General features: G+C 70.0%; 18 protein-coding genes. 11 read left to right on the forward strand and 7 right to left on the reverse strand.

Annotated elements, in window-relative coordinates:
- Nucleotides 1-85: 85 nt before the first annotated feature.
- Both ACH4TV_RS28400 and ACH4TV_RS28405 read left to right on the forward strand, forming a co-directional pair.
- Nucleotides 86-985 (forward strand): MerR family transcriptional regulator, encoded by a 900-nt coding sequence (locus ACH4TV_RS28400; protein ID WP_398402910.1) that lies wholly within the window; start codon nucleotides 86-88, stop codon nucleotides 983-985.
- Nucleotides 986-1280: 295 nt separating this feature from the next.
- Entirely contained in the window at nucleotides 1281-3053 is a 1773-nt protein-coding gene (locus ACH4TV_RS28405; protein ID WP_398402911.1) for a hypothetical protein, read from the forward strand.
- Between the two features lie 94 nt (nucleotides 3054-3147).
- Here the strand turns inward: ACH4TV_RS28405 and ACH4TV_RS28410 are convergent, their stop codons facing one another.
- Nucleotides 3148-6009: a D-alanyl-D-alanine carboxypeptidase gene (locus tag ACH4TV_RS28410; protein ID WP_398402913.1), complete on the reverse strand. Its 2862-nt coding sequence runs from the start codon at nucleotides 6007-6009 to the stop codon at nucleotides 3148-3150.
- Nucleotides 6010-6230: 221 nt separating this feature from the next.
- Between ACH4TV_RS28410 and ACH4TV_RS28415 the strand changes: the two genes are divergently transcribed.
- The 3 genes from ACH4TV_RS28415 (at nucleotide 6231) to ACH4TV_RS28425 (ending at nucleotide 8805) form a co-directional block, all read left to right on the forward strand.
- Complete coding sequence (locus ACH4TV_RS28415; RefSeq protein WP_398402914.1) at nucleotides 6231-6989, forward strand: GPP34 family phosphoprotein; 759 nt, start codon at nucleotides 6231-6233, stop codon at nucleotides 6987-6989.
- Between the two features lie 520 nt (nucleotides 6990-7509).
- Nucleotides 7510-8367, forward strand: a complete 858-nt coding sequence (locus tag ACH4TV_RS28420) for a helix-turn-helix domain-containing protein (protein ID WP_398402916.1) — start codon at nucleotides 7510-7512, stop codon at nucleotides 8365-8367.
- Between the two features lie 228 nt (nucleotides 8368-8595).
- Nucleotides 8596-8805 carry a DUF397 domain-containing protein gene (locus ACH4TV_RS28425; protein ID WP_398402918.1) on the forward strand — a complete coding sequence of 70 codons (210 nt, stop codon included), beginning with the start codon at nucleotides 8596-8598 and terminating at the stop codon, nucleotides 8803-8805.
- A 154-nt stretch (nucleotides 8806-8959) separates the two neighbouring features.
- Here ACH4TV_RS28425 and ACH4TV_RS28430 read toward each other — a convergent pair whose 3' ends face one another.
- On the reverse strand, nucleotides 8960-9895 hold the full coding sequence (locus ACH4TV_RS28430; protein WP_398402920.1) for a hypothetical protein: 936 nt from the start codon (nucleotides 9893-9895) through the stop codon (nucleotides 8960-8962).
- A gap of 113 nt (nucleotides 9896-10008) precedes the next feature.
- Here ACH4TV_RS28430 and ACH4TV_RS28435 point away from each other — a divergent pair, with 113 nt between their 5' ends.
- From ACH4TV_RS28435 to ACH4TV_RS28460, 6 genes are all read left to right on the forward strand, one after another.
- Nucleotides 10009-10794: an SDR family oxidoreductase gene (locus ACH4TV_RS28435; protein ID WP_398402921.1), complete on the forward strand. Its 786-nt coding sequence runs from the start codon at nucleotides 10009-10011 to the stop codon at nucleotides 10792-10794.
- 184 nt (nucleotides 10795-10978) lie between these two features.
- Complete coding sequence (locus tag ACH4TV_RS28440) at nucleotides 10979-12559, forward strand: sodium:solute symporter family protein (protein WP_398402923.1); 1581 nt, start codon at nucleotides 10979-10981, stop codon at nucleotides 12557-12559.
- 446 nt (nucleotides 12560-13005) lie between these two features.
- Entirely contained in the window at nucleotides 13006-14220 is a 1215-nt protein-coding gene (locus ACH4TV_RS28445; RefSeq protein WP_398402925.1) for a helix-turn-helix domain-containing protein, read from the forward strand.
- A gap of 157 nt (nucleotides 14221-14377) precedes the next feature.
- On the forward strand, nucleotides 14378-14827 hold the full coding sequence (locus ACH4TV_RS28450) for a hypothetical protein (protein WP_398402926.1): 450 nt from the start codon (nucleotides 14378-14380) through the stop codon (nucleotides 14825-14827).
- The gene (locus ACH4TV_RS28455; RefSeq protein ID WP_398402928.1) at nucleotides 14824-15027 is read left to right on the forward strand and encodes a hypothetical protein; all 204 of its coding nucleotides are present in this window, start codon (nucleotides 14824-14826) and stop codon (nucleotides 15025-15027) included. Before ACH4TV_RS28450 ends, ACH4TV_RS28455 begins: the two co-directional genes overlap by 4 nt.
- Complete coding sequence (locus ACH4TV_RS28460) at nucleotides 15024-15254, forward strand: hypothetical protein (protein WP_398402930.1); 231 nt, start codon at nucleotides 15024-15026, stop codon at nucleotides 15252-15254. Before ACH4TV_RS28455 ends, ACH4TV_RS28460 begins: the two co-directional genes overlap by 4 nt.
- Nucleotides 15255-15942: 688 nt before the next feature.
- On the opposite strand, the gene ACH4TV_RS28465 is transcribed toward ACH4TV_RS28460, so the two are convergent.
- From ACH4TV_RS28465 to ACH4TV_RS28485, 5 genes are all read right to left on the reverse strand, one after another.
- On the reverse strand, nucleotides 15943-16551 hold the full coding sequence (locus ACH4TV_RS28465) for a hypothetical protein (RefSeq protein WP_398402932.1): 609 nt from the start codon (nucleotides 16549-16551) through the stop codon (nucleotides 15943-15945).
- A complete protein-coding gene (locus ACH4TV_RS28470) occupies nucleotides 16548-17891 on the reverse strand; it encodes a hypothetical protein (protein WP_398402933.1) in 1344 nt (447 codons plus the stop codon). Before ACH4TV_RS28470 ends, ACH4TV_RS28465 begins: the two co-directional genes overlap by 4 nt.
- Entirely contained in the window at nucleotides 17885-18634 is a 750-nt protein-coding gene (locus ACH4TV_RS28475) for an ATP-binding cassette domain-containing protein (protein ID WP_398402935.1), read from the reverse strand. Before ACH4TV_RS28475 ends, ACH4TV_RS28470 begins: the two co-directional genes overlap by 7 nt.
- Before the next feature lie 53 nt (nucleotides 18635-18687).
- The gene (locus ACH4TV_RS28480) at nucleotides 18688-19113 is read right to left on the reverse strand and encodes a hypothetical protein (RefSeq protein WP_398402937.1); all 426 of its coding nucleotides are present in this window, start codon (nucleotides 19111-19113) and stop codon (nucleotides 18688-18690) included.
- A gap of 173 nt (nucleotides 19114-19286) precedes the next feature.
- Complete coding sequence (locus tag ACH4TV_RS28485; protein WP_398402938.1) at nucleotides 19287-21620, reverse strand: ATP-binding protein; 2334 nt, start codon at nucleotides 21618-21620, stop codon at nucleotides 19287-19289.
- Between the last annotated feature and the right edge of the window lie 157 nt (nucleotides 21621-21777).

Below are 21777 nucleotides of genomic sequence, written 5' to 3' on the forward strand. Positions count from 1 at the left end.
TTCCGTGGGTTGACCTTGCCCCTGGGGCAAGGGTGAGCGTCCTGTGTCACCGGGCCGACCGTGCCCGGTGACGGAGGATGACGGGGTGAACGGCAACGGCGGGCACGGCGCGTACGGCGGCCACGGGGATGCGGATCTGCTCACCATCGGCGCGTTCGCCGCCCGGGCCCGGCTCTCGCCCAAGGCCCTGCGGCTGTACGACCGGCTCGGACTGCTCGCGCCGGCGTACGTCGACGAGGCGAGCGGATACCGCTACTACCGCGCCGCGCAGACCGAACGCGCCCGTCTGGTGGCCCTGCTGCGGCAGCTCGACATGCCGCTCGCCCTGATCGGCGAGCTCGTGGAGCTGGTGGAGCAGGACGGACCGGCCGCCGCCGAGCGGCTCGCCGCCTACTGGGCGGACGTCGAGGCCCGGATCGCGGGCCGGCGCACGCTCGCCGAGTACCTCCGTGCACAGCTGTCGGGGAGGAGCTCCGAGATGTACGGAAAGTTCGTGGTCGAGACGGTGGACGTACCCGGGAGAGTGGTGCTGACCGAGACGCGGCACACTCTCGTGGATGAGTTGCCCGCGTGGATCGGGGCCTCGCTGGGGCGGCTGGAGGCGGGCGCCCGGGAGTGCGGGGGCGTCACGGCGGCGCCCTTCGTCGTCTACCACTCCGAGGTGTCGATGGAGAGCGACGGTCCGGCCGAGTCGTGCGTTCCCATAGCCGACGAGGCCGCCGCACGTGCCTGGGCCGAGGCACACGGGCGCCCCTGGGAGACGGCGGTACGGGTGGAGCCCGCCCGGCGGCTCGCCTACACCCGGATCACCAAGGCGCAGGTGGCCCATCCGCAGATCATCGCCGCGTTCGAGGCGGTGGAGCGATGGCTGGCCGGGCAGGGGATCGAGCCGGCGGGGCCGTGCCGCGAGGTGTACTTCGCGGACTGGGACACGGCAGGGCCTCAGGACCCGGTGTGCGACATAGCGTTCCCGATCACCGTCTGAAATATCCTCATGCGGGCCGACTCGGGCTGACGCACGTGTCCTGAAGGGCGCGGCCGGAATAATCCGGTCGCGCCCGTCGGGGAACCGCCTCAAGCTGATTGGGCTCTTTTCCGTCATGCCCCGGTCACCACCTGGTCACATGGGGCCCTGTCAGCCAACTGCCGGGGTGCGATTAGCGTCTACCCCTGAAAGACCTCCACCGGACGGACACCCGCCAGTCGTCCGCGCGCGCCCGAGCCGAACGGAAACGGAAGTTGTCGTGGCCTTTGCCGAGCTGACCCCACGCAGATCTGCCATGCGCGCCGACAAGCCCACGCAGGCACGTGAGGTGTGGCACGAGCGCCACCGGGTGGCACTCGTCGTCGGCGCCGGCGCGGTACCGCTGTACTTCGTCTGGTGGGCGGTGTTCGCGACCGGCGGCGGCGACCTGGCCGCCCAGGTGGCGTGGGCCGAGTTCGCGAAGATGTACCCGAACTCGGCGTACAACCTGTTCTGGTACGGCGGACTGCACGCGGCCAACTACAGCCTGATGTCCCCGTACCTGATGGCCGCCATCGGCGTGGTGGCGGCCACGATGCTGTCCGGGGTCGCGGCCACCGTCCTGGGCGCCGAACTCGTCGCGCGCACGGGTGTGCGCAAGCCGCTGTGGCCGGCGATGGCGGTCGGGTTCTCGCTGTGGTGCCAGGTGATCTCCGGGCGCTCGACGTTCGTCCTGGGCACCGCCTTCGCGATGGCGGCCGTCCTCGCGGTGGTGAGCGGCCGCAGCGCCCGGCACCTCGGCGCCGCCGCCGTCTGCGCGACGCTGGCCACCACCGGCAGCCCCGTCGCCGGCCTGTTCGTCCTCGTCGTCGGCGCCGCCTACTTCCTGTCCCGTGACTGGGGCCGGGCGGCGGCCCTGCTGGTGCCCCCGGTGGCCGTCGTGGGCGTCACGACGCTGCTGTTCCCGTTCGAGGGCGAGCAGCCCATGCCGTTCGCCCGGATATGGCCGCCGGTCGTGCTCTGCGCGATCGTCGTCCTGACGGCCCCGAGCGCCTGGCGCACCCTGCGTCTGGGCTCCGCGGTGTACGCGGCCGGCGTGGTCCTCTGCTACCTGATCCCGACCCCGATCGGTACGAACGTCGAGCGCCTCTCGGAGCTGGCGGCCCCGGCGACGCTGCTCGCGATCATGATGTACCGGGCCGAGTGGCGGCGGGGCGAGCGACCGGACGAGAAGCCGGGCAGGGAACAGGCCGGGGAGCAGGGCGGGGACGCCGCCGCTGCCACCGCTCCCCGGCTGCCGCTCCCCTGGTTCACTCCCAAGCGGCGCATGGTGGCCCTCGGGCTCGCCATGGCCATCTCGGTGAGCTGGCTGTCCGGCAAGACGATCGCCGACATCGTCACCAACACCCGGGTGCCCGAGTGGGCCGTCAAGACGGACGGCGTCGTCAACGAGCTGAAGCGGCTGGGCGCCGAGCAGACGCGCGTAGAGGTCGTACCGGCCCGCGACCACCGCGAGGCCGCCATCCTCGCCCCGTACATCAACATGGCCCGCGGCTGGAACCGGCAGGCCGACGTCGAGCGCGGCCGGCTCTTCTACGAGGGCCACGGCGGCACCGAGGAACCCGAGGGCGGCTTCTCCGCCAAGGCCTACCAGGCGTGGCTCTCCCAGTGGGCGGTGGGCTTCGTCGTCCTCGTCAACGGCGAACCGGACGGCCCGGCGAAGCTGGAGCACGCCCTGGTGAGCAGCGGGCCGAGCTATCTCCAGCCGGTCTGGGAGGACTCCAACTGGAAGATCTACCGGGTCAAGAACGCGACCCCGCTGGTCGACAAGCCCGCCTCCGTGGTCAGCGCCGACGGCGCCAACCTCGTCGTCCGGATGCCGAAGGCCGGCGAGGTCACCGTACGGATCGCGTACTCGCCCTGGCTGTGGGCGGAGAACGGCTGCCTGACGGACGACGGCGAGTTCACCAAGCTGACCGTCGAGCAGGCGGGCAACGTCCGCATCAGCTCCACCTACGGCGGCCCGTCCCAGGAGACGACGCTGGAGTGCGAGAAGGAAGAGAACCAGAACCAGGACCAGGACCAGTAGGCACAGGACCAGTAGGCACAAGAACGCCCGCCCCGGTCGCGTTGACCGGGGCGGGCGTTTCGCTGTTCCGTACGAGGATTCCCGTACTCCGTGCTCAGCCGATCCGGGTCAGCTTCGCCGTGAAGTCGGGTTCGACCAGGTCCTGCTGGAGCTGTACCGGTACCTCCACCGCGCCACCGCTGCCGTCGCCCACGGTGAGGGTGCCCACCGCGGCGCCCGTCTTCGCGGTGTGCGGCAGGTCGGCGGCGGCGGCGAAGGACAGTTCGACCTTCATACCGGCCCAGCCGACCGCCGTGACGTCCTTGGACAGCACGACCGGCGTCCGCCCGCCGAGCCCGTCGTCGACGTACCCGACGACATCGCCCTTCTTCAGGATCTTCGCCGGAACCAGGGCGTCCTCGGCGGCGGTCAGGGCCGTCTGGCTGACCTCGTTGGCCGTCTTGAGGATGGTCGGCTTGTGCTGGCCGAGGACCGCGCCGACGACGGTGACCGTCTCGCCGCCGACCTCCTTGCGGGCAGCGAAGAGAAGGTTGCCGCCGGCCACGCTGGTGGAGCCGGTCTTGATGCCGATAGCGCCCATTTTGTAGGGCAGCTCGTTGTAGTTGGACCAGTTGTATCCGGAGGGGTCCGTCCAGCTGGCCGCGCTGGTGATCGCCACGAGAGCCGGGTTCTTCACGACCGCGTTGCCGAGCCTCACCTGGTCCTCGGCCGTGGAGACGGTGGTCTCCTTCAGCCCGGAGGGGTCGGTGTACGTGGTGTTCGTCATCCCGAGTTCCTTGGCCGCGGCGTTCATCTTCTCGACGAACGCCGCCTCCGAGCCCGCGTCCCAGCGGGCCAGCAGCCGGGCGATGTTGTTCGCCGACGGGATCATGATCGCCGAGATGGCCTGCTGGAGCGTGAGCTTGTCGCCGGCCTGGACGGTGTTGAGGGTGGACTCGCCGCTCTGGTTGTAGCCGCCCTCCTTCTCCGCGGTGGCGTCGACGGTGATGCTGGGGCCGTCCTCGCCCGTCTTGAGGGCGTGGCCCTTGAGGACGACGTACGCGGTCATCGTCTTGGCCACGGAGCCGATGGCGATCGGCTTCTGGTCGCCGAAGCTGCCCATCGTGCCGACGCCGTCGACATCCATCCAGCCCTGGCCCTCGGACGGCCAGGGCAGGGAGAGCTTGGCGCCCTCGAAGGTGTACGAGTCCTGCGCGGTGAGCGTCAGCGTGGGCGTCGGCAGCGGACGCACCATCTGTACGACCGCAAACACGATCGCCAACAGCACGACCAGGGGCGTCCAGATCTTGACCCGCCGCGCGATCGTCCGCACCACGGTGTCCCGGGGCGGCGGCGTGTTCGTCAGTTCGGCCAGCAGATCCAGCGGCGGCAACGGCGGCAGGGGCTGCTGCGTCGTCCGCTCCGGCCCGACCTGGGGGATCGCGGCGGTGGCGTCGGCGGCGGGCACCCTGGGCGGTTCGGCGGCCGGCAGCGGCTTACGGGTGGCCGGTTCGTCCAGCGGCCTCAGCGCCACGAATTTGCTGGTGCGTTCGGCAACGGACTCACTCGCCGACTCGCCCTTGTCAGCCTTGTCGTCCTTGGGCTTCTCGGCCGCTCTGGCCGCGACATCGCCCAACTTGAGCATCGTCGTCGGCTGATCGACCTGGGGCGCGACGGGCGGCCGTACGGCCTTGAAGGTGGTGGTGGGCTGGTCTACGGGGTGTTTGTCGACGGAGGACTCGGGAGCCGGGGTGCCGGTGTCCGTGCCGGACTCGGTGCCGGTGTCCGTGCCGGACTCGCGCTCGGCATCCGCGCCGCGCTCGGAGCCGGTGTCCGTGCCGGACTCAGGCTCGGCATCCGTGCCGGAGCCGGCGCCCGCACCTGACTCGGAGCCCGCGCCGGACTCGGAGCCGGTGCCCGCGCCGGACTCGGAGCCGGTGCCCGTGCCGGACTCGCGCTCGGCATCCGCGCCGGACTCGGAGCCGGTGCCCGCGCCGGACTCGCGCTCGGCATCCGCGCCGGACTCGGAGCCGGTGCCCGCGCCGCGCTCGGAGCCGGTGTCCGTGCCGGACTCGGTGCCGATGTCCGCGCCCGCTTCGGCTTCGGCTTCGGCTTCGGCTTCGGCTTCGGCTTCGGCTTCGGCTTCGGCTTCGGCTTCGGACTCAGGGTCGGTCGTGGCCTCCGCGTCCGGCTCGGGCTCCGTATCGGGCTCCGGGGCGCTCTTCTGTGCGCTCTCCGACTCGGAGGAGTCCTCCTCGGAGCCGCCAGATGCCTCGCCGGAGGCCTCAGGGGCCTCGTCAGCGGCCTCGGAGGGGTCGCCGGGCCCAGGATCGCCCGCCGTGGGCTCCGCGTCGGCCTCAGGGGCACCCTCGGCCTCCGGCTCAGCTTCCGGCTCGTCGCCGTCGCCTGAGGCATCCGCCTCGGTGTCGACGTCCGCCGGCGCTTCCGCGTCCGGTTCCGTGTCCGCGTCCGGTTCCGCGTCGGAGTCGTCCTCCTCGGCGGCACCCTCGACGCCTTCGGACTCCCCCTCGCCCTTTTCCCGACCCTCGGCCTCGGACTGAGCCTCGTTCTCGTCGCCGCCGGCGACCCACGCGGCGACGGCCGCACGCAACCGGGTGCTGCCCGATCCGTCGGTGCCGTCGGCGGCCTCGGCGGCGCCCTGGGGCTCGCCCTCCGCCGGCGCCTCCGCCTCCGCGGCCGTGTCCGGCGTACTCCCGTCGGCGTCCGCTTCCGCGGGATCCGCATCCGCCTCCGCCGGAATCACCGGGCGCGAGAACACCCGGGTCGCCATGTCCACGCCACCGCGAGCCGTGGACTCCCGTTCCCGGGCCACCGCGAGCCGTGGGTCACGTACCCCGGAGCCGGATTCACTCCTGGCCTCCGGAACCGGACCCGCGCTCCCCGACGTCGGTTCTTCCGACGACTCGCGCTGCTTCGACCTGTCGGGGGACTCGCCCGCCACCGATGCCTCCTCCATGCGCCGCACGGCGTTCCGTGCGCGTACCGAACCGTGAACCGTGCAAAAAGCCGCCCGAACGACACTGTCCGAACCGTCTACCAGTGTCCTGTGCGCAGCCTTCACTCCTGCGGTAGACGAGAACGACATACCTACTGGTTCCACTACGAAGCGGTCACGCCCTCTCGACAGACCAATGTGAGAGGGGTCACCCTGTCATTCATCCACGCGGGGAGGCATGGATGGGCAGGAGCCGCAGATCAATTCCGGAAGAGCTTCTTCTGCTGGCGTTGGACCCGGCCACGGGTACCACCGCACAGCCGCAGTCGCTCGACCTCGGTCTGGCCGGAGCACAGCTAGTGGAGCTGGCGATGGCCGGACGGATAGCCCCGGACGGGGATCGTATCGCCGTGGTCGTACCACGGCCGACTGGAGATCCAACGCTGGACTGTGCGCTGGAACTGCTCCGCCGACGCGGAGCACCCGTACGCGCAGTGAACTGGATTGGCGGGCCCCGACTGGGACTTCGCCAGACCTACCTTTCGCATCTGGAAAGGTGCGGCATGGTTCATGCCGTGGCCGGTCAGATGTGCGGGGTGCTTCCGACGACTCGCTATCAGGCGACGGACACGGAGATCAGCCGGGAGATCAGGGCCCGGCTGGACACTGCCATCCGCACCGGCGTCCCGCCGGACCCGCGGACGGCGGCGCTCGCCGCGCTGGCCCATGCGGTCGGTCTCGGCAAGCACCTGTATCCGGGTAACGAGGGACGTTCGTCCCGCTCCCGGCTGCGGGACCTGATCCGGCACGACCCCATGGGCGGTCTGGTGGCTCACGCCGTCATGGACGTGCAGAACGGCGTCGCGGCCCAGCCGCGTCGCAGCAGCCCGGCACCGGTCGGCCGTCAGGCCGCCCCCGGAGCCAGGTCCGCACCGGAGCCCGCACGCGGCGTTCCGATGCAGCCGCACCACGGATCCATGGCGCGCGCCGTGGCTCACTGAGCCGCAGTCCCACGGCGAACGCACGATCCGCGAGGCAAACCGCACCACCGCGCACCACCCCCGCAGTACCCGTACGAAGCACCACGCACCACGCACCACGCACGACATCGTCAGCGCCGTATCGCCGCACCGCAGTCCCCAAGACCGGTTCGGGAGCCGCTGGCCCGCGCGGGGCGGTGAGGACCGTAAGGCTGTCCACGAGGACGCCGAAACGGGCCTCGCCGCCCCGCGCGGCCGCATGTCCGCAACCGGACACCGGAGACAGGGAATCGGGCGCCGGGAATCCGGCACCCGACATCTGGCTCCGGCACATGCGCGGCCGAGGGCGAGGGCGAACGCCGCGGGAGTGTAAGCGGAATCCGCCGAACTGGCGTGTACCGGACGCATATCTCCCGCCTAGGCACGGCATATCCGCAGTTTCCCAGCGGTAGAACGCACCTTGGTGGCAGTCTGCTCAACAGCAGATACGGAAAGTGGCAGGTACATCAAGTACAGGCACGCAGCCGGAGGTGCACGTCCCATGGCGTCCAACGTCAATCCCACTGTCAGGCGGCGCCGGCTGGGCCAGGAGTTGCGCAGGCTTCGCGAAGCGAAAGGCATGACAGCCGAAGAGGTCGCCGAGCGGCTGCTGGTCTCCCAGTCGAAGATCAGCAGGCTGGAGAACGGCCGGCGCAGCATCAGCCAGCGCGATGTCCGCGACCTGTGCGGCGTGTACGAGGTCGAGGACCAGCGGATGGTCGACTCCCTGATGGAGATGGCCAAGGACTCGCGCCAGCAGGGCTGGTGGCACGCGTTCGGGGACGTCCCGTACAGCGTGTACATCGGGCTGGAGACGGACGCGGCCTCGCTGCGCGTGTACGACCCTCAGGTCATCCCGGGCCTGTTGCAGACCCGGTCGTACGCGGAGGCGCTCATCACGGGCGCGTTGCCGGAGACCGCGTCCAGCGACATCGAGAACCGCGTCCAGGTCCGGCTGCGTCGGCAGGAACGAATCACCGCCCTGGAGAACCCGCTGCGCCTGTGGACGGTGCTCGACGAGGCGGCGCTGCGCAGGATCGTGGGCAACAAGCTGCTGATGCGGGAGCAACTGGAGTCCCTGGTCGAGCAGTCCCAGCTGCCGCACGTCACCGTGCAGGTCATCCCGTTCGACATGGGGGCGCATCCGGGGCTCAACGGCCAGTACGCGATCCTGGAGTTCCCCGACGCGGCCGATTCCAGCGTCGTGTACATCGAGGGCGTCACCAGCGATCTCTATCTGGAGAAGGCGGCGGACGTACAGAAGTACAGCGTCATGTACGAACACTTGCGGGCACAGGCCCTCAATGTGGACCAATCCCGGCAATTCATCGCGGACTTGGCGAAAGAGTACGCACGCTGACAGTCCAGAGAAGCAAGGGACGCACAGTACACCTCCGCCTCACGCCAGTGGAAGAGCCCCCTGGTATATGCCACTCGGTCGAGTGAACGACCGGTCCGCATACCGATGTTGGCGAGTAGCGTCGATCAGGCCATCGAGGAACAAACGTTGGCGCAAACCGTGCCGTGGGCTCCAAGAGGGGTCCCCGGTGCGGCGACAGCTACTCAACACCGGCTAAGCGGAGCGAACATGGCAATTCAGCAAGGCGCCACGAGCACCTGGACGAAGTCCTCGTACTCCACTGGCAACGGCGCGTGCGTCGAGGTCAAGTCCCCGATTCTCGCGGCGATGGCGGTACGGGACTCCAAGGTCCCGTCCGGTCCTACGCTGGCATTCCCGGCCGACTCGTGGAACACGTTCGTGGCGGAGGTCGGCCGGGGAGCTTTCGACCTCGTCTGATGCGGCACCGCCACTTCCCACAACTCCATAAGCACCACTCACAAGTTCATAAGCAGCTCAGCATTACAGCACCACAGAAGAGCCCTCTCGACTGGCCCGCCGTCCTGGCCGAGGGGGCTCGGCCATGTCCGCCGGACCCCCGCCAGTCCTGTCGCTACTGGGACTCCTGGGACCCCTGGGACCCCTGGGACCCCGCCGTGCGGCGCAGTTCGTCGACGTACTGGTCCGTCCCCGGCACTGTCGGAACGAACGGCGCCACCAACTCCACCCGGCCCAGGCCGCGTTCGCGCACCTCCTCCGCCATCCCCGTGAAGTACGGCTCCCAACAGGCCCGCGGATCCGCCTCCAGGAACCACAGCAGCGTCAGCCGCACATCCACCCCCTCGACCTGCTTCACGTACGTCATGCGGTCACCGGGCAACGGCGTCGGCCGGAAGACGGTGACCATCGCGGCCGGCGACCCGGCGAGCCGCCCGGGCAGGTACCGGCCCCGCAGCCACTCCAGCAACTCCGCCCGCTGCTCCGGACTTTCGGCGTCGATGACCTGCAACACCAGGCCCGCGTACGGGTGGTCCAGCGCGTGGAAGTCACGGGGGCCGGCGGCGCCGTCCCGGTAGACGGTCGCCTCGTGGTCCTGGAAGGCGGTGAAGACGTGGGTACGGTCCTGATAGACCCGTGCGTCGCGGTTCAGCCGTTTGTTGATGCCCACGGTCCACCGCATGTGGTCGGCGTAACGGCCTTCGGTGATCCAGTAGACGGACAGATAGCAGCCCGCCGTGACCGGCTGCGCGACCGCCGACTTCTCTGGGTGACGCAGGAGTTGGAGGTCCCGGGTCGCGACCCAGCGGCGTCCGGAGAACATCCAGGGCATGGCCATCGCCCCCGAGATGAAATGATCATCTTCGTACCAGCGGTTGTACGCGTACTCGTGGCCCGGGTGCGGTTCGACCATGGTGATGAGCGCGTGCCCTGGGCGGACCCCGTACGGACCGACAGCGGCCAGTTCGCCGTACACCTCACTGCGTGTCTTCTCAGACTCGACCTCGACCTCGACCTCGACCTCGACCTTGATCTCGGTCTCTTCACTCATTCCCATTCCCATTCCCTTCCCCTTCCTCGCTCCTCTTGTCTCTTCCTTCCTCCCTCGGACGCCCATACTCTGACGCTCCGTCAGATAATCCGCCAGTGTCGGGGAGGGCTTTGATGTCGCTGCTCACGGACAGGACCGTCGTGGTCTCGGGTGTCGGTGCCGGGCTCGGGCGGCAGGTCGCTGCGGCTGTCGTGCGGGACGGGGGGAACGCGGTCCTCGGGGCGCGTACGGAGGCGCACCTCGCGAAGACCGCGGCCGAGCTCGATCCGGACGGGGCGCACACGGCGTACCGCGCGACCGACATCACCGACGAGGGGCAGTGCGAGGCGCTGGCCGCGCTGGCGTGCGAGCGGTTCGGGCGGATCGACGGGGTCGTTCATGTCGCCGCCCGGGACAGCTACTTCGGCGGGATCGAGGACGCGGACTTCGAGAGCTGGGCGCGCGTCGTCGACGTAAACCTGCTGGGCACGCTGCGGATGACGCGGGCCTGTCTGCCGGCACTGAAGGAGCGGGGCGGGAGTGTCGTGTTCATCGGGACGCAGTCCGCCGTGGCCGCCCCCTCCCAGGTGCGGCAGGCCGCGTACGCCGCCTCGAAAGGGGCGCTGACGAGCGCGATGTACTCGCTGGCGCGGGAGCTCGGACCCCATCGCATACGGGTCAACTCCGTGCTGCCGGGCTGGATGTGGGGGCCGCCGGTGGAGGCGTACGTGCGGTACACGGCGCAGGGTGAGGGGGTGCCGGAGGCGGAGGTGCGGCGGCGGCTCGCGGAGCGGATGGCGTTGCCGGAGCTGGCCACGGACGGGGATGTCGCGGACGCGGTGGTGTTTCTGGCGTCGGAGCGGGCTCGGGCCATCACCGGGCAGTCGTTGCTGGTGAACGCGGGTGAGTTGATGCGGTAGCCGTTATTCCGCCAATCTTTCATCGCCCACGTTTGGTTCATGGACATGAACCCAAGTCAGTACGGCGAACTTCTTTACTTCCTCTTGACCATACGGGCGGTTGTCGCTGCCATGCCAGCGAACCCAGGATGAGCGGGCCTCGACGCCTCTGCTCGACTGCTCGACCGCCCCTGGGAGGGAGCACATGAACGGTCTCGACTGGGCCGTGCTCATCGCTTACTTCGGTGTGATGGTCGCGATCGGTGTCTGGTCCCACAAACGGGTCGACAACGTCAGCGACTTCTTCACCGCGGGCGGGAAGATGCCATGGTGGCTGTCCGGCATCTCCCACCACATGTCCGGCTACAGCGCGGTGATGTTCACCGGCTACGCGGGCATCGCCTACACCTACGGTGTCACCTCCTTCGTCACCTGGTCCTTCCCCATCGCGCTGGGCATCGCCATCGGGTCGAAGCTGTTCGCGCCGCGCATCAACCGGCTGCGGTCGCGACTCCATGTGGCTTCCCCGCTGGAGTACCTGAAGAACCGGTACGACCTCAAGACCCAGCAGGCTCTGGCGTGGTCCGGGATGCTGCTGAAGATCGTTGACGTGGGTGCCAAGTGGGCCGCGATCGCGACCCTGTTGTCCGTCTTCACCGGCATCTCCCTCAACCAGGGCATCCTCATCACCGGCACCATCACGGCGGTCTACTGCACGATCGGCGGCCTGTGGGCGGACGCGCTGACCGAACTGGGCCAGTTCGTCATCCAGTTGCTGGCCGGCGTCGCGATGTTCGTGGCCGTGGTCATGGAGCTCAACGACAAGAACATCGGCTTCCTCGGCGCCTGGGACGAGCCGGAACTGCAGGGCCACGGGGAGCCGCTGGTCGGCCCCTACGGCACGGTGTTCCTGATGGCGTTCCTCTTCATCAAGCTCTTCGAGTACAACGGCGGCATGCTCAACCAGGCCCAGCGCTACATGGCCACCGCCAGCCCGAAGGAGGCCGAGCGTTCGGCGAGGCTGTCGGCGATCCTCTGGCTGGTGTGGCCGGTGGTCCTGTTCTACCCGATGTGGATGTCGCCGCTGCTGGTGCAGTCGCAGAAGCCGGACGGCTCCGACTCCTACGGCCTGATGACCGAACAGCTCCTGCCGCACGGTCTGTTGGGCCTGGTCATCGTCGGCTTCTTCTCCCACACCATGGCCATGTGCTCCTCCGACGCCAACGCGATCGCCGCCGTGTTCACCCGGGACGTGGCGCCGGTGATCTCGACGCGGGCCCGGAACTGGACCCAGCGGTCGGGGCTGATCGCGGCGCGGCTCGCGACGGTCGTCTTCCTCGGTCTGTCCATGGCGGCGGCCACGCAGGTCAACTCGCCCGCCTTCAAGGACATCATCACCGTCGTCATCAAGTGGGTGGCCGGTCTGATGGGTCCGATGGCGATTCCGATGATGCTGGGTCTGCTGCGGCCGTTCCGGCGGTCGGGGCCGACGGCGGCGCTGGGCAGCTGGTCGATGGGGCTGCTCGCCTTCTGGCTGGTGAACTACCCGATCAACTGGAACGTGGAGGGCGGAGTGCCGCTCCAGTACCAGGTGTCGATCCCGCTGGCCGTCTCGCTCGTCCTGTACATCCTGATCGGCTTCCTGCGGCCCGAGGACACGCCGGAGCGGCTGGCGATCATCGAGACCGTGAACACGGACGGGGACGACAGCGGGAGCGCTGCCGCGCGGATACCTGTTCCTGAGCCTGCGGACGCGGCGCCGGGGAAGGGACTGGTCAAGGACTGAGGGTCGGGTGCGGAGTGGGGGTGGCGGTGGAGGGGTTCGCCCCCGCCACCCCTACCCGTCCCATCCCTTCCTGGGGGCTGCGCCCCCAGACCCCCCTTCGCGCTGAACGCGCTCGTCCTCAAACGCCGGACGGGCAGTTCCAGTGCCTGTTCTCAGCGCATCCAGCGGCAGCATGCCTTGGTACGCCGAGCCCGAAGGCAACTCCGCCACGGCGCCGTCCAGCGAAGGCGACATGGCCGGTAGCCCGGGCAGTACGACCGCGCTGTTCCCTCTCCACACCACCTTGGCTGCGGTCTCGGAACTCAGTGCGCCGCTCTCCTCGTCGTGGGCCGTCTCCGCCGACAGTTCAATGTCCCAGTCGCAGGGGTGACATGTGGATACCCGTCCCGCGTACCGCACCCATGCGGCGTAGCTTGGTCAGAAAGGGCCTTCTCGCGGGGGTGATCATGCAGTTCCACGAGGAATCCAGCATCGGAGACCGGGTGGCCCGGCTGCGTATGCGCCGGAAACTGACTCAGGAGGGGCTCGCCGAGCGCGCGGAGCTCTCGGTCGATGTCATCCGCAAGCTCGAACAAGGAGTTCGGCAGACAGCTCGCCTCTCCACGATCAACGCTCTGGCACGCGCGCTCGACGTGGAACCGTCCACGCTCGTCGGGCAGCCGGTCACCTTCGAGGTTCGTGGCGAGGAGGACTCGCCTTCTGTTCTCGCTCTGCGGCAGGCCGTCTCGCCTGTGTCCGACTTGCTGGGCGAAGAGTCAGACCTTGAAGACCCGCCCACCATCGAGGAGTTGCAGACCTCGATCCGCTCCACTGAACGCATCCGCCGTGAAGGCCGCATGGGGGAAGTCGGTTCCCTGCTTCCGCAGTTGATCCGCGATGCGAGAGCTGCGGCTCGGGCTCATCACGGGAGTGCGGCCGCGGCGGCTCAGTCCGTCCTCGCCGAGGCCTACCAGGTCGCCGCCACGACCCTGACCGCGCTCGGGAAGGAAGATGCGGCCTTCACCGCTCTGGAGCGTTCGATGGAGGCCGCCCGGAAGGGCGATGATCCCCACCTGGAGACGGTCGGTTTCTCCAGCCTCGCCTGGATCTTCACCAAGCAAGGGCGTCTGGCGGATGCCGAGCGCGTCGCGATGGCCGCCGCCGATCGCGTGGAACCCAACTTCCGGTCCCAGCCCATCGAACTCGCTCTCTGGGGAGTTCTGTTGCTCCGCGCCGCGACTGCCGCCGTACGACTGGAGCGACGGGACGCAGTCGTGGATCTCCTCAACATGGCCGGCGCGGCGGCGGCCCGGATCGGAGCCGACCGGATCGACTACGCCACGCCGTTCGGCCCGACAAACGCGGGTGTGGCCAAGGTCAACTTCCTTGTGGAGATGGGGGAGGACGCGGAAGCGCTTCGCGCGGCCCGAGTCGTACCCGATCTGGCGTCGCTGCCGCCGACATGGCGCGCACGGTTTCATGTCGACCGCGCTCTTGCCTACGCCGACCTGAACAAGGACGACGGCGCGCTCCAAGCACTGCTCACGGCTGAGCGCACAGCTCCCGAGTGGATGCGCTACCACTCCACAAGTCGTCGTCTCGTCGCTGACCTTCGGAGCCGAGAGCGAAGCCGTACATCCCCCGTCACGGAACTCGCGGACCGTCTGGACATCGACGGGTAGGACGTCCCGTCCTAGGCACTCCAGGAAGTGGCACGGCTCGTCACTGTCCGTACTTCACTCCTCTCCATAGCGTTGGCGCGCCGTCAGACATGACGGACCCCCGCAACCGTGCGACCGGTCCGGGGGCTTGGCCCACCACTTCGAAGGAGTGATGAACATGGCCGAGCGTAGCGCGGCCGCGCTGCACTGGGCTGTGGTGACCCTGGTTCTCTGGGGCCTCACCCGCCTGATCCCACCGACCGGCACCCGCCGGAAGACGCCGACGGCGATTCGAACCGTCGTGACCAGCAAGAACACAACAGGTCCTGTTGATCTGGCGGTGCGGGTGCCTGCTGTGCACCGGTCGCCGTACAGCACCGACCGGGCGCCCTTGGACGGTTCGGCGTCCCGGCTGTCACGGCCCTACCTGCCCGACCTCACGGACTCGATTGCGGGGGCGGAGTCGGTCACGGCGCCTCGTACGGCTCGTGTACGTCCCTACTGGGCGGCGCGTGAGCGGGCGGTGCGGTTGCGGCGGCGGGCGGTCACGGTGCTCGCCGTGGACTTCGGCATCAGCGTCGACACCCGGGACATCCACGCCGAGCTGAGCGGGGCGAGGGTCCGATGACCGGCGTAAGAAATGCCAGGGTTCAAGTCGCCGTACGACAGGCCGAGTTGCCGATGCTGCGCGCCTACCGGCTGTGGCACGAGCACACCCGCAAGTGCGCCGACGGCTGCAAGAACGTCCGCAAGGCACAGGACGGCTGCGCGGGCGGACAGGAACTGTGGGCGGCCTACCGACGCGCCTACGCCGGAGGCGCCCGATGACCACCCCGACCACGCACACGAAACGCTGCGGGACAGCCCGCGCCTCCCTGCTCTACCACGCCCCCATCCTCGGCGAGTTGGGCGCCTGCGTCCTCCCTCACGGCCACGACGGCGACCACCGCGACCCCTGGGACCGCACATGGAACGTCCCCCCGCTCCACCCCCTGACCAACACCGGCACAGGCACAGGGACGGGGACGGGGACGGGGACGGGGACGGACGAATGACCCACGACCCCGGGCCGGCCTGGACGCCGGAAGCCCCGTACCGGTCGCCCCGGTGCACTCTCGGCCAGCATCCCCGTTGCCGGGACTCCGAGCCCCGTGACAGCGGTGTTCCCGGAGTGCGCTACCTGGTGTGCACGTGCTGCTGCCACCGCCTGGCTCCGGCCCCGGCGAACGGGGCACGCACGTGAACTCTCATGCAACCAAGCAGAGTTGGTTCTGCCGGGGAAGGGACTTCCCGGCCACCGACGGCATGGGCGCGTACGAGTGGCTCTGCGCCACGACCAGCGGTCGGGGGTGTCCGTCGTGATGTCCCGCCGAGCGCCCAGGAAGCGTCTGGAATCGTGCGGGTGGACACTCGCCCTGGTGACCGTCTCTGGGTTCTCTCTGCTCCTCCTGCTGGACGCCGTCGGGTAACAGCCCCCGGTCACTGACAAGTTCTCATCCGGCCCTCTCCGTAGCGCATGGCGGAGGGGGCCTCTCCATCGAAATGAGGGTGCGGGTCGGGGTGGAGGTTGCTGTGGGAGGGGTTCGCCCCGCTGCGCCTACCCGTCCCAAGCGCCGGACGGGCTGGAAATGCCGGCCGCCACCGAGAAGTTCAAGGACGCCTGGCAAACGGGCCGAGACGGGCGGCTGGGTGGGAAACACGGCCTGGGCGGCACCGCCCCCGCCTCTCACAACGACCTACACCTCACGTGCGCCCCGGAAAGTCCCCCAAGGCCGTCCGGTAGAGGCCGGTCAGCAGGAGGGCGGAGGATCCGGCCCACGAGAGGGTGTCGGAGGGCTGGGCCGCCGGCCACGCCCACCAGTGGGCGGTCTGTTCCGGCCCGTAGCCCATGACGGAGACGATCAGGGCGTACAGCGTCGGAATCACTGTCGACGCGTGCGTGCCCACGGCCGCTCTACCGATGAGGGCGAGCCCGGTGTAACAGGCCACGTTGCGGACCGCCGACTCGATCGTCCCGACCGTGAGGTCGTCGACACCGCTGATCCAGCCCGCCGCAACCGGCGCTGCCACGGCGGCCGTCGCCGCCACGACCGCGACGGCGAGCAGGGAATCGAGGGCGGCGATCCGGCGCAGCGCTGTCGTCTCGACGGCGGTGGGTGTGCCGTAGCACGTGTTCAGGGCGATGGCCGGGGCGAGGGGGGCGAAGAGCAGGAGCGGGACGTTCGCCGAGGTCGCTCCGCCCAGTTGGGGCAGCGGCAGACTGCTGTTCCCCAGGGTCAGGCATACGGCCCAGAACCCGGCGGTGACGATCACGAGCAGGGGTACGCGCCGCGTGTGGAGCCACCAGGTCATCGTGGCATGCACCGCACCTCGGCGAGGGTGGCGCGGTACCAGGCTTTCTGGCTGCTCAGGGGGGCGTCGAGGACGTGTCCGACGGGCTCCCATATCCGCGGGTCGGAGCGGAGGCGGGCTTCCTGGGGAGTCATGCCGGCGCGCACGGCGAGCCAGCTGCGGAGTTCATCCTCGGCGTCGAAGGCCCGTTGTGCGGCCGTGGCCGGGTCCGCCGGGCAGTTCGCGTGCGCGTGGCTCTCGTTGTGTGTGCTGTCGACCAGGGTCACGGTGAGATCGGAGATGAGGCTGGTCACGATGTCCTGGCTGGTGAAGCCGGGGTCCTGCCGGACTGTCACCGTCCACTGTCCCGGCTGGCTCGGCTGTCTCGGCCCGGGCTTCTGGTTGTTGTTCTCGGTGATGACATCCGGTGACGTCACTCCGACGAGGCGCAGGCGTGCGGCCGCCTCGCTCACGACGCGGGCCGTCTCGGTGAGACGAGGCGCGTGTTCGGGCCAGACGCACACCCGGGTGCCCTGGGGGTCGGAGCAGACCAGATCGGCCGCCGGGCGCGCCCGGATCGCGTCGGGGCCGAGTCCGTCCACCAGGGCGACACTGGCCGAGGTGGTGGCCGCGGCGGCGGTCAACGCCAGTGCGGCACCCACGTACGGGACGAAGCCGGGCAGGCCCCCCAGGCGCGGTGTGTGCCGGGAGACAGCGGCGGCGGCGACGGCCACGGCGGCCAGGCCGATCGCCACCAGGGCGGGTCCGACGATGCCCGCCGGGTCGACCGCCGAGGTGTTCATGCAGCAGCCGGAGGCCGGCCGGGTGAGGTGGCGCAGCCACAGGGGCTGCAGCGCGGGCGGGTACACGTTCCACAGGTAGTCGCCGACCAGTACCACCGGGACGGCGGCCACCGTGGGCAGCCACATGCCGATCGCGTAGCCGGCGATGACATGGGCGCACACGATGACCCCGGCCGAGGCGATGATCCGGGCGTCCGGCCATCCCGGGGCGGACTCCATGTGCAGGCGGACCACGGCGAGTGCCGCCGAGAGGGCGAGGAAGCCCAGCAGTACGACCGGCGCGAGGGCCGCTGCGGCGATCTGCCACCCGTTGCGGGTCGGGGTACCGTCCCCGATCCTGGCGCGGCGGATTCTTCCGGCTTCCCAGGCGGCGCAGGCCGCGGTGACCGGGGCGATGAAGATCAGAGCCGAGGCGGCCTTGGCGGTGGCCGCGGTCCAGTAGCCGTCCAGATCCCCCGCGACGTAGTCCGAGGAGACATAGACGGCGACGATGCACAGCAGCAAGGGGGCGGCGAGAACAGCGGAGTTGGCGCGCGGGTGGAGGCGGAACATCACCATGTCTCGCCCCCGCCGAGAACAGTCGCGTAGGCGCCGTCCGCGACGCGGCCCGCCGCTGTGTCGTCCGGGGCCCGGGCGTAGAACTCCTCGACGGTCCCGCTGAATCGGACCGTCCCGTCCGACAGGACGACGACGTGGTCGTAGACCTCGGAGAGGTCCTCGGTCTGGTGTGTGGAGACGACGACGTCGGCGCTCTCGGAGAGTTGGTCGACGACCTTCCGGAAGGTGCCGCGCTGCGCGGGGTCGAGGCCCGCTGTCGGTTCGTCCATCAGGACGAGCCGGGAGGAGTGCACCAGCGTCTGCGCGACCCCGACCCGGCGCAGCTGTCCCCCGGACAGCGATGCCGCCTGCTGGTCCGCCTTCTTGGCGAGCCCCACGCGCCCGAGTGCCTCCAGGGCTTCGTCCCAGGCCTCGCGTCGTGACATGCCCTTGAGCCACCCGGCGTAGGCGACCTGTTCCCGGCAGGTCATACCGGGAACGGCGGTGATGTGCTGGGGCATCCACCCGACCTGGCGCCGGTAGGCGCGTAGTTGGGAGCGTGCGGCGGGGTCGAGTCCCGCGAAGGAGACGGTGCCGGACCTGGGTTTCAGAGCGGAGGCGGCGAGCGCCAGCAGCGTGGTCTTGCCCGCGCCGTTGGGCCCGAGCAGCACCGTACGGCCCGGGCGGAACGCGAAGCTGAGTCCGTCGAGGACGACCGGGCCCCGCCGGTACTGATAGGTACAGGTGGCGAACTCGACGGACACAGCCTCACAGCCTTCTTGCTCACAGAAAATGACGGTCCTTCAGCACACTCGGCTCAGTAACGGACAGAGACCGAGTCGACCTTCAGGTAGTAACCCGAGGAACTGTCCTGGATCTTCGTCACGGTGAAGTGGTAGTCGCCCTTGGGCTGGTCACCGAAGGCGTGGGAGGCCGAGCTCGCACAGTTGAAGGTGTAGCGGCCGCGGTCCTCGTCGGGCTCGACGATCGAGGTCTCGCGGGTCAGCTGCAGCTGCGTGTTGTCGACGGGGGCGCCCTGTCCCCCGTTGCTGCATCCGCTGAGGGAGATGGACGTGCTGACGCTGTCGTTGTTGTTGTCGGTCCACGTCCGGGAGTTGAACCCGGTGCGGACCCCGTTCATGCTGGAGCTCCAGTTCCCCTCGGCGTGGGCGGGTATCGCGCCGGCCATGACGGCCGCCGCGGCACATCCGGTGACGGCCGCGATCATCCTCTGTCTACGCATGGTGCATCCCCTCGTTTTTCCGCGCACATGACATACCCGCACCGGGTTGTCCGTGCCGGACCGGTCGGGGATCGACGCTACGCAGGATGATCTTGTGGCAGGTGAACGGCGGGAGAAGTGATCCTGGAGGCCTCTCCACGATGTGCTGATCGCGCGCCGGAACCGCCACAGCCCTACGCCGGGTGCAGCGCGTCCGGGGGTGTCGCCGCACCCCGTAACCGCTGCCGGACGCGGTCGGCGTCCGTGTGCCCGAGCTGGTCCAGGAGGTGCAGCGCGCCCCGCCAGCAGGTCGCCGCCTCGGTCGGGTTGCCGACGGACTGGTGGGCCTCGGCCAGGTGGTCCAGGGTTTCCGCGATCTCGCGGAGGTCGTCGCGTTCGCGGCGCAGGCGCAGGGAGTGGGTGAGGCAGGTGATCGCCTCGCGGTGGTCGCCGAGGTGGTGGTGGGCGCAGCCCAGGGTGTCCCAGGTGGCGCCCTCGCCGTCGCGGTCGCCCAGTTCCCGGAGGATGCGCAGGGACCGTCGGCAGTAGTCGACGGCCTGTTTGTGGTCGCCGAGGAACGACAGGTGCCAGGCGATCTGGTTCAGGACCCTGCCCTGGCCGATGCGGTGTCCGGCGGTCTGGAACAGGCTCAGGGCCTGCCGTGCGAGGTCCAGCGCGTCCGTGTGGCGGTCGCGGCGGCCGAGCACCGTACTCATGTTGCGCAGCGCCTGTGCCTGGCCGACCGGGTCGCCGAGTTCGCGGGCGAGGGCCAGTGCGCGGCGCAGGTGGACGAGGGCGTCCTGGTGGCGGCCCTGCCGGGAGCGGACGCGGGCGAGGTTGCGCCGGGTGCGTGCCTCGCCGACGGTGTCGCCGGTGCGTCGGGTCGCGTCGAGCGCCTGCTGGTGCGTGCCAACCCATTCCTCCCAGTGGCCGGCGAGGTCGAAGTAGCTCACCAGGGTCCAGGCCAGCTGCCAGGCGTGGGTCTCGAATCCGGCTCGGGCGGCCCGCCGTACCGCCGCCGTCAGGTTGGGCAGTTCGGCCGTGAACCAGGCCAATGTCTGTGCGGGACCGTCGAGTTGGGTGCGTACGACGGCGGGGTCCGGGTCCGGCAGGGCGATCGGGTCCCGGTACCAGCTGAGGGCCTCGGACGCGGTGGCCGCGCTGTGCAGGTAGTGGTCGAGGAGGCGGTGCAGGGCGGTGTGTCTGTCGCCTGGCGAGTCGTGTTCCTCGGTGAGTTCGGTGGCGTACGCGCGGAGCAGGTCGTGCAGGGTGTAGCGGCCCGGCGCGTGCTGGTCGAGCAGGTGGGCCCGGGTCAGTTCGGCCAGGTGCGGGCGTACCTCGCCGGGTCTCAGGCCGGTCAGGCCGGCCGCCGCGGGGGCGGTGACGTCCGGGCCGGGGTGCAGGCCCAGGAGGCGGAAGAGGCGGGCCGCTCCGGGGCTCAGCCGGTGGTACGACCAGGAGAACACCGCCCGTACGTCCGTCGCGGGGTCGTCGTCGGTGAACGGGTCCAACCCGGCGCCTCCAGCGCGCAGTTCGCTCGCGAACTCGGCCAGCCGGAAGTGCGGGTCGGTGGCCGCGCGGGCGGCCACGACCGACAGGGCGAGGGGGAGGCGGGCGCAGCGGCGGATGATCTCCGTGACCGCTCCCGGGTCCTCCGACAGCCGGGCGGGGCCGAGCCGGTGGGCCAGCAGCTGCCTGGCCTCGGTCACGGTCAGCAGGTCGACGCGGAGCGGCTGGGCGCCGTCGGCCACGACCAGGCCCGTGAGCCGGCTACGGCTGGTGACCAGCGCCAGGCAGCCCGGGGCGCCCGGCAGCAGCGGTCTGACCTGCTCGGCGTCGCGCGCGTTGTCCAGCAGGACGAGCACCCGCTTGCCGGCGCACAGGCTCCGGTACAGGCCGAACTGGGCCTGGGTGGCGGACGGTACGCGGTCGGCCGGGACCTCGAAGGCGTCCAGGAACACCCGTACCGCCTCCGCCGACGTCATCACCGCGCCGGTCGGATGGAAGCCGCGCAGGTTCACGTACAGCTGCCCGTCCGGGAAGCGGTCGGCCACCCGTGACGCCCAGTGCACCGCGAGGGCCGTCTTGCCCACGCCCGCGGTGCCCGCGATGGCGGAGATCACCACCGCGCCGGTGGATGCCTGCTCCGGCCCGCCGTCCAACAGTGCGTCGAGTCTGGCCAGTTGCTCGGTCCGGCCGGTGAAACCCGGGTGCGCGGGCGGGAGTTGGGCCGGTACTGAGGAGCCCAGCTCCCTGTACTCCGGCATCGGCTTCGTTTCCGGGGACGACGGGGACGAGGGGGCCGGCGCGTGCGGGATGCCGGTCGCCGCCCGCTGGAACTCGTCCAGGTCCGCTGCCGTCAGGGCGAGCGCGTCGGTCAACCGCCGTACGGTGGCGGGCCTCGGCCGCTCGATACGACCGGTCTCCACATGGCAGACCGTGCGCACGCTCACGCCCGCCCGGTCCGCCAACTCCTCCTGGGTGAGCCCCAGTCGGCGCCGGTGGTCCCGCAGCAACTCACCCAGCATCGGCAACTCCCCTGGCCCCGCCGCCCGGTGGCCCCAACCGTCCCGCCGCCGCGCCCCCGTGAGCTGCGAGAGCGTCCGGTCAGTTGCGGGTCAATTGCGGGTCAGTTGCGTGCCGCTTTCCTGGCCGCCCCCGCTGTCCCACTGCGACCGTCTGTCT

Source organism: Streptomyces sp. NPDC020898, assembly GCF_044333925.1.
GTDB lineage: Bacteria > Actinomycetota > Actinomycetes > Streptomycetales > Streptomycetaceae > Streptomyces.

Excerpts from the sequence above, each read along its gene's own strand:
- ACH4TV_RS28435 (WP_398402921.1), top strand. The coding sequence starts at position 10,009 with ATGTCGCTGCTCACGGACAGGACCGTCGTGGTCTCGGGTGTCGGTGCC.
- ACH4TV_RS28485 (WP_398402938.1), bottom strand. The coding sequence starts at position 21,620 with ATGCTGGGTGAGTTGCTGCGGGACCACCGGCGCCGACTGGGGCTCACC.
- ACH4TV_RS28440 (WP_398402923.1), top strand. The coding sequence starts at position 10,979 with ATGAACGGTCTCGACTGGGCCGTGCTCATCGCTTACTTCGGTGTGATG.
- ACH4TV_RS28470 (WP_398402933.1), bottom strand. The coding sequence starts at position 17,891 with ATGGTGATGTTCCGCCTCCACCCGCGCGCCAACTCCGCTGTTCTCGCC.
- ACH4TV_RS28405 (WP_398402911.1), top strand. The coding sequence starts at position 1,281 with ATGCGCGCCGACAAGCCCACGCAGGCACGTGAGGTGTGGCACGAGCGC.
- ACH4TV_RS28450 (WP_398402926.1), top strand. The coding sequence starts at position 14,378 with ATGGCCGAGCGTAGCGCGGCCGCGCTGCACTGGGCTGTGGTGACCCTG.
- ACH4TV_RS28445 (WP_398402925.1), top strand. The coding sequence starts at position 13,006 with ATGCAGTTCCACGAGGAATCCAGCATCGGAGACCGGGTGGCCCGGCTG.
- ACH4TV_RS28455 (WP_398402928.1), top strand. The coding sequence starts at position 14,824 with ATGACCGGCGTAAGAAATGCCAGGGTTCAAGTCGCCGTACGACAGGCC.
- ACH4TV_RS28465 (WP_398402932.1), bottom strand. The coding sequence starts at position 16,551 with ATGACCTGGTGGCTCCACACGCGGCGCGTACCCCTGCTCGTGATCGTC.
- ACH4TV_RS28425 (WP_398402918.1), top strand. The coding sequence starts at position 8,596 with ATGGCAATTCAGCAAGGCGCCACGAGCACCTGGACGAAGTCCTCGTAC.
- ACH4TV_RS28415 (WP_398402914.1), top strand. The coding sequence starts at position 6,231 with ATGGGCAGGAGCCGCAGATCAATTCCGGAAGAGCTTCTTCTGCTGGCG.
- ACH4TV_RS28480 (WP_398402937.1), bottom strand. The coding sequence starts at position 19,113 with ATGCGTAGACAGAGGATGATCGCGGCCGTCACCGGATGTGCCGCGGCG.
- ACH4TV_RS28460 (WP_398402930.1), top strand. The coding sequence starts at position 15,024 with ATGACCACCCCGACCACGCACACGAAACGCTGCGGGACAGCCCGCGCC.
- ACH4TV_RS28410 (WP_398402913.1), bottom strand. The coding sequence starts at position 6,009 with ATGGAGGAGGCATCGGTGGCGGGCGAGTCCCCCGACAGGTCGAAGCAG.
- ACH4TV_RS28420 (WP_398402916.1), top strand. The coding sequence starts at position 7,510 with ATGGCGTCCAACGTCAATCCCACTGTCAGGCGGCGCCGGCTGGGCCAG.
- ACH4TV_RS28430 (WP_398402920.1), bottom strand. The coding sequence starts at position 9,895 with ATGAGTGAAGAGACCGAGATCAAGGTCGAGGTCGAGGTCGAGGTCGAG.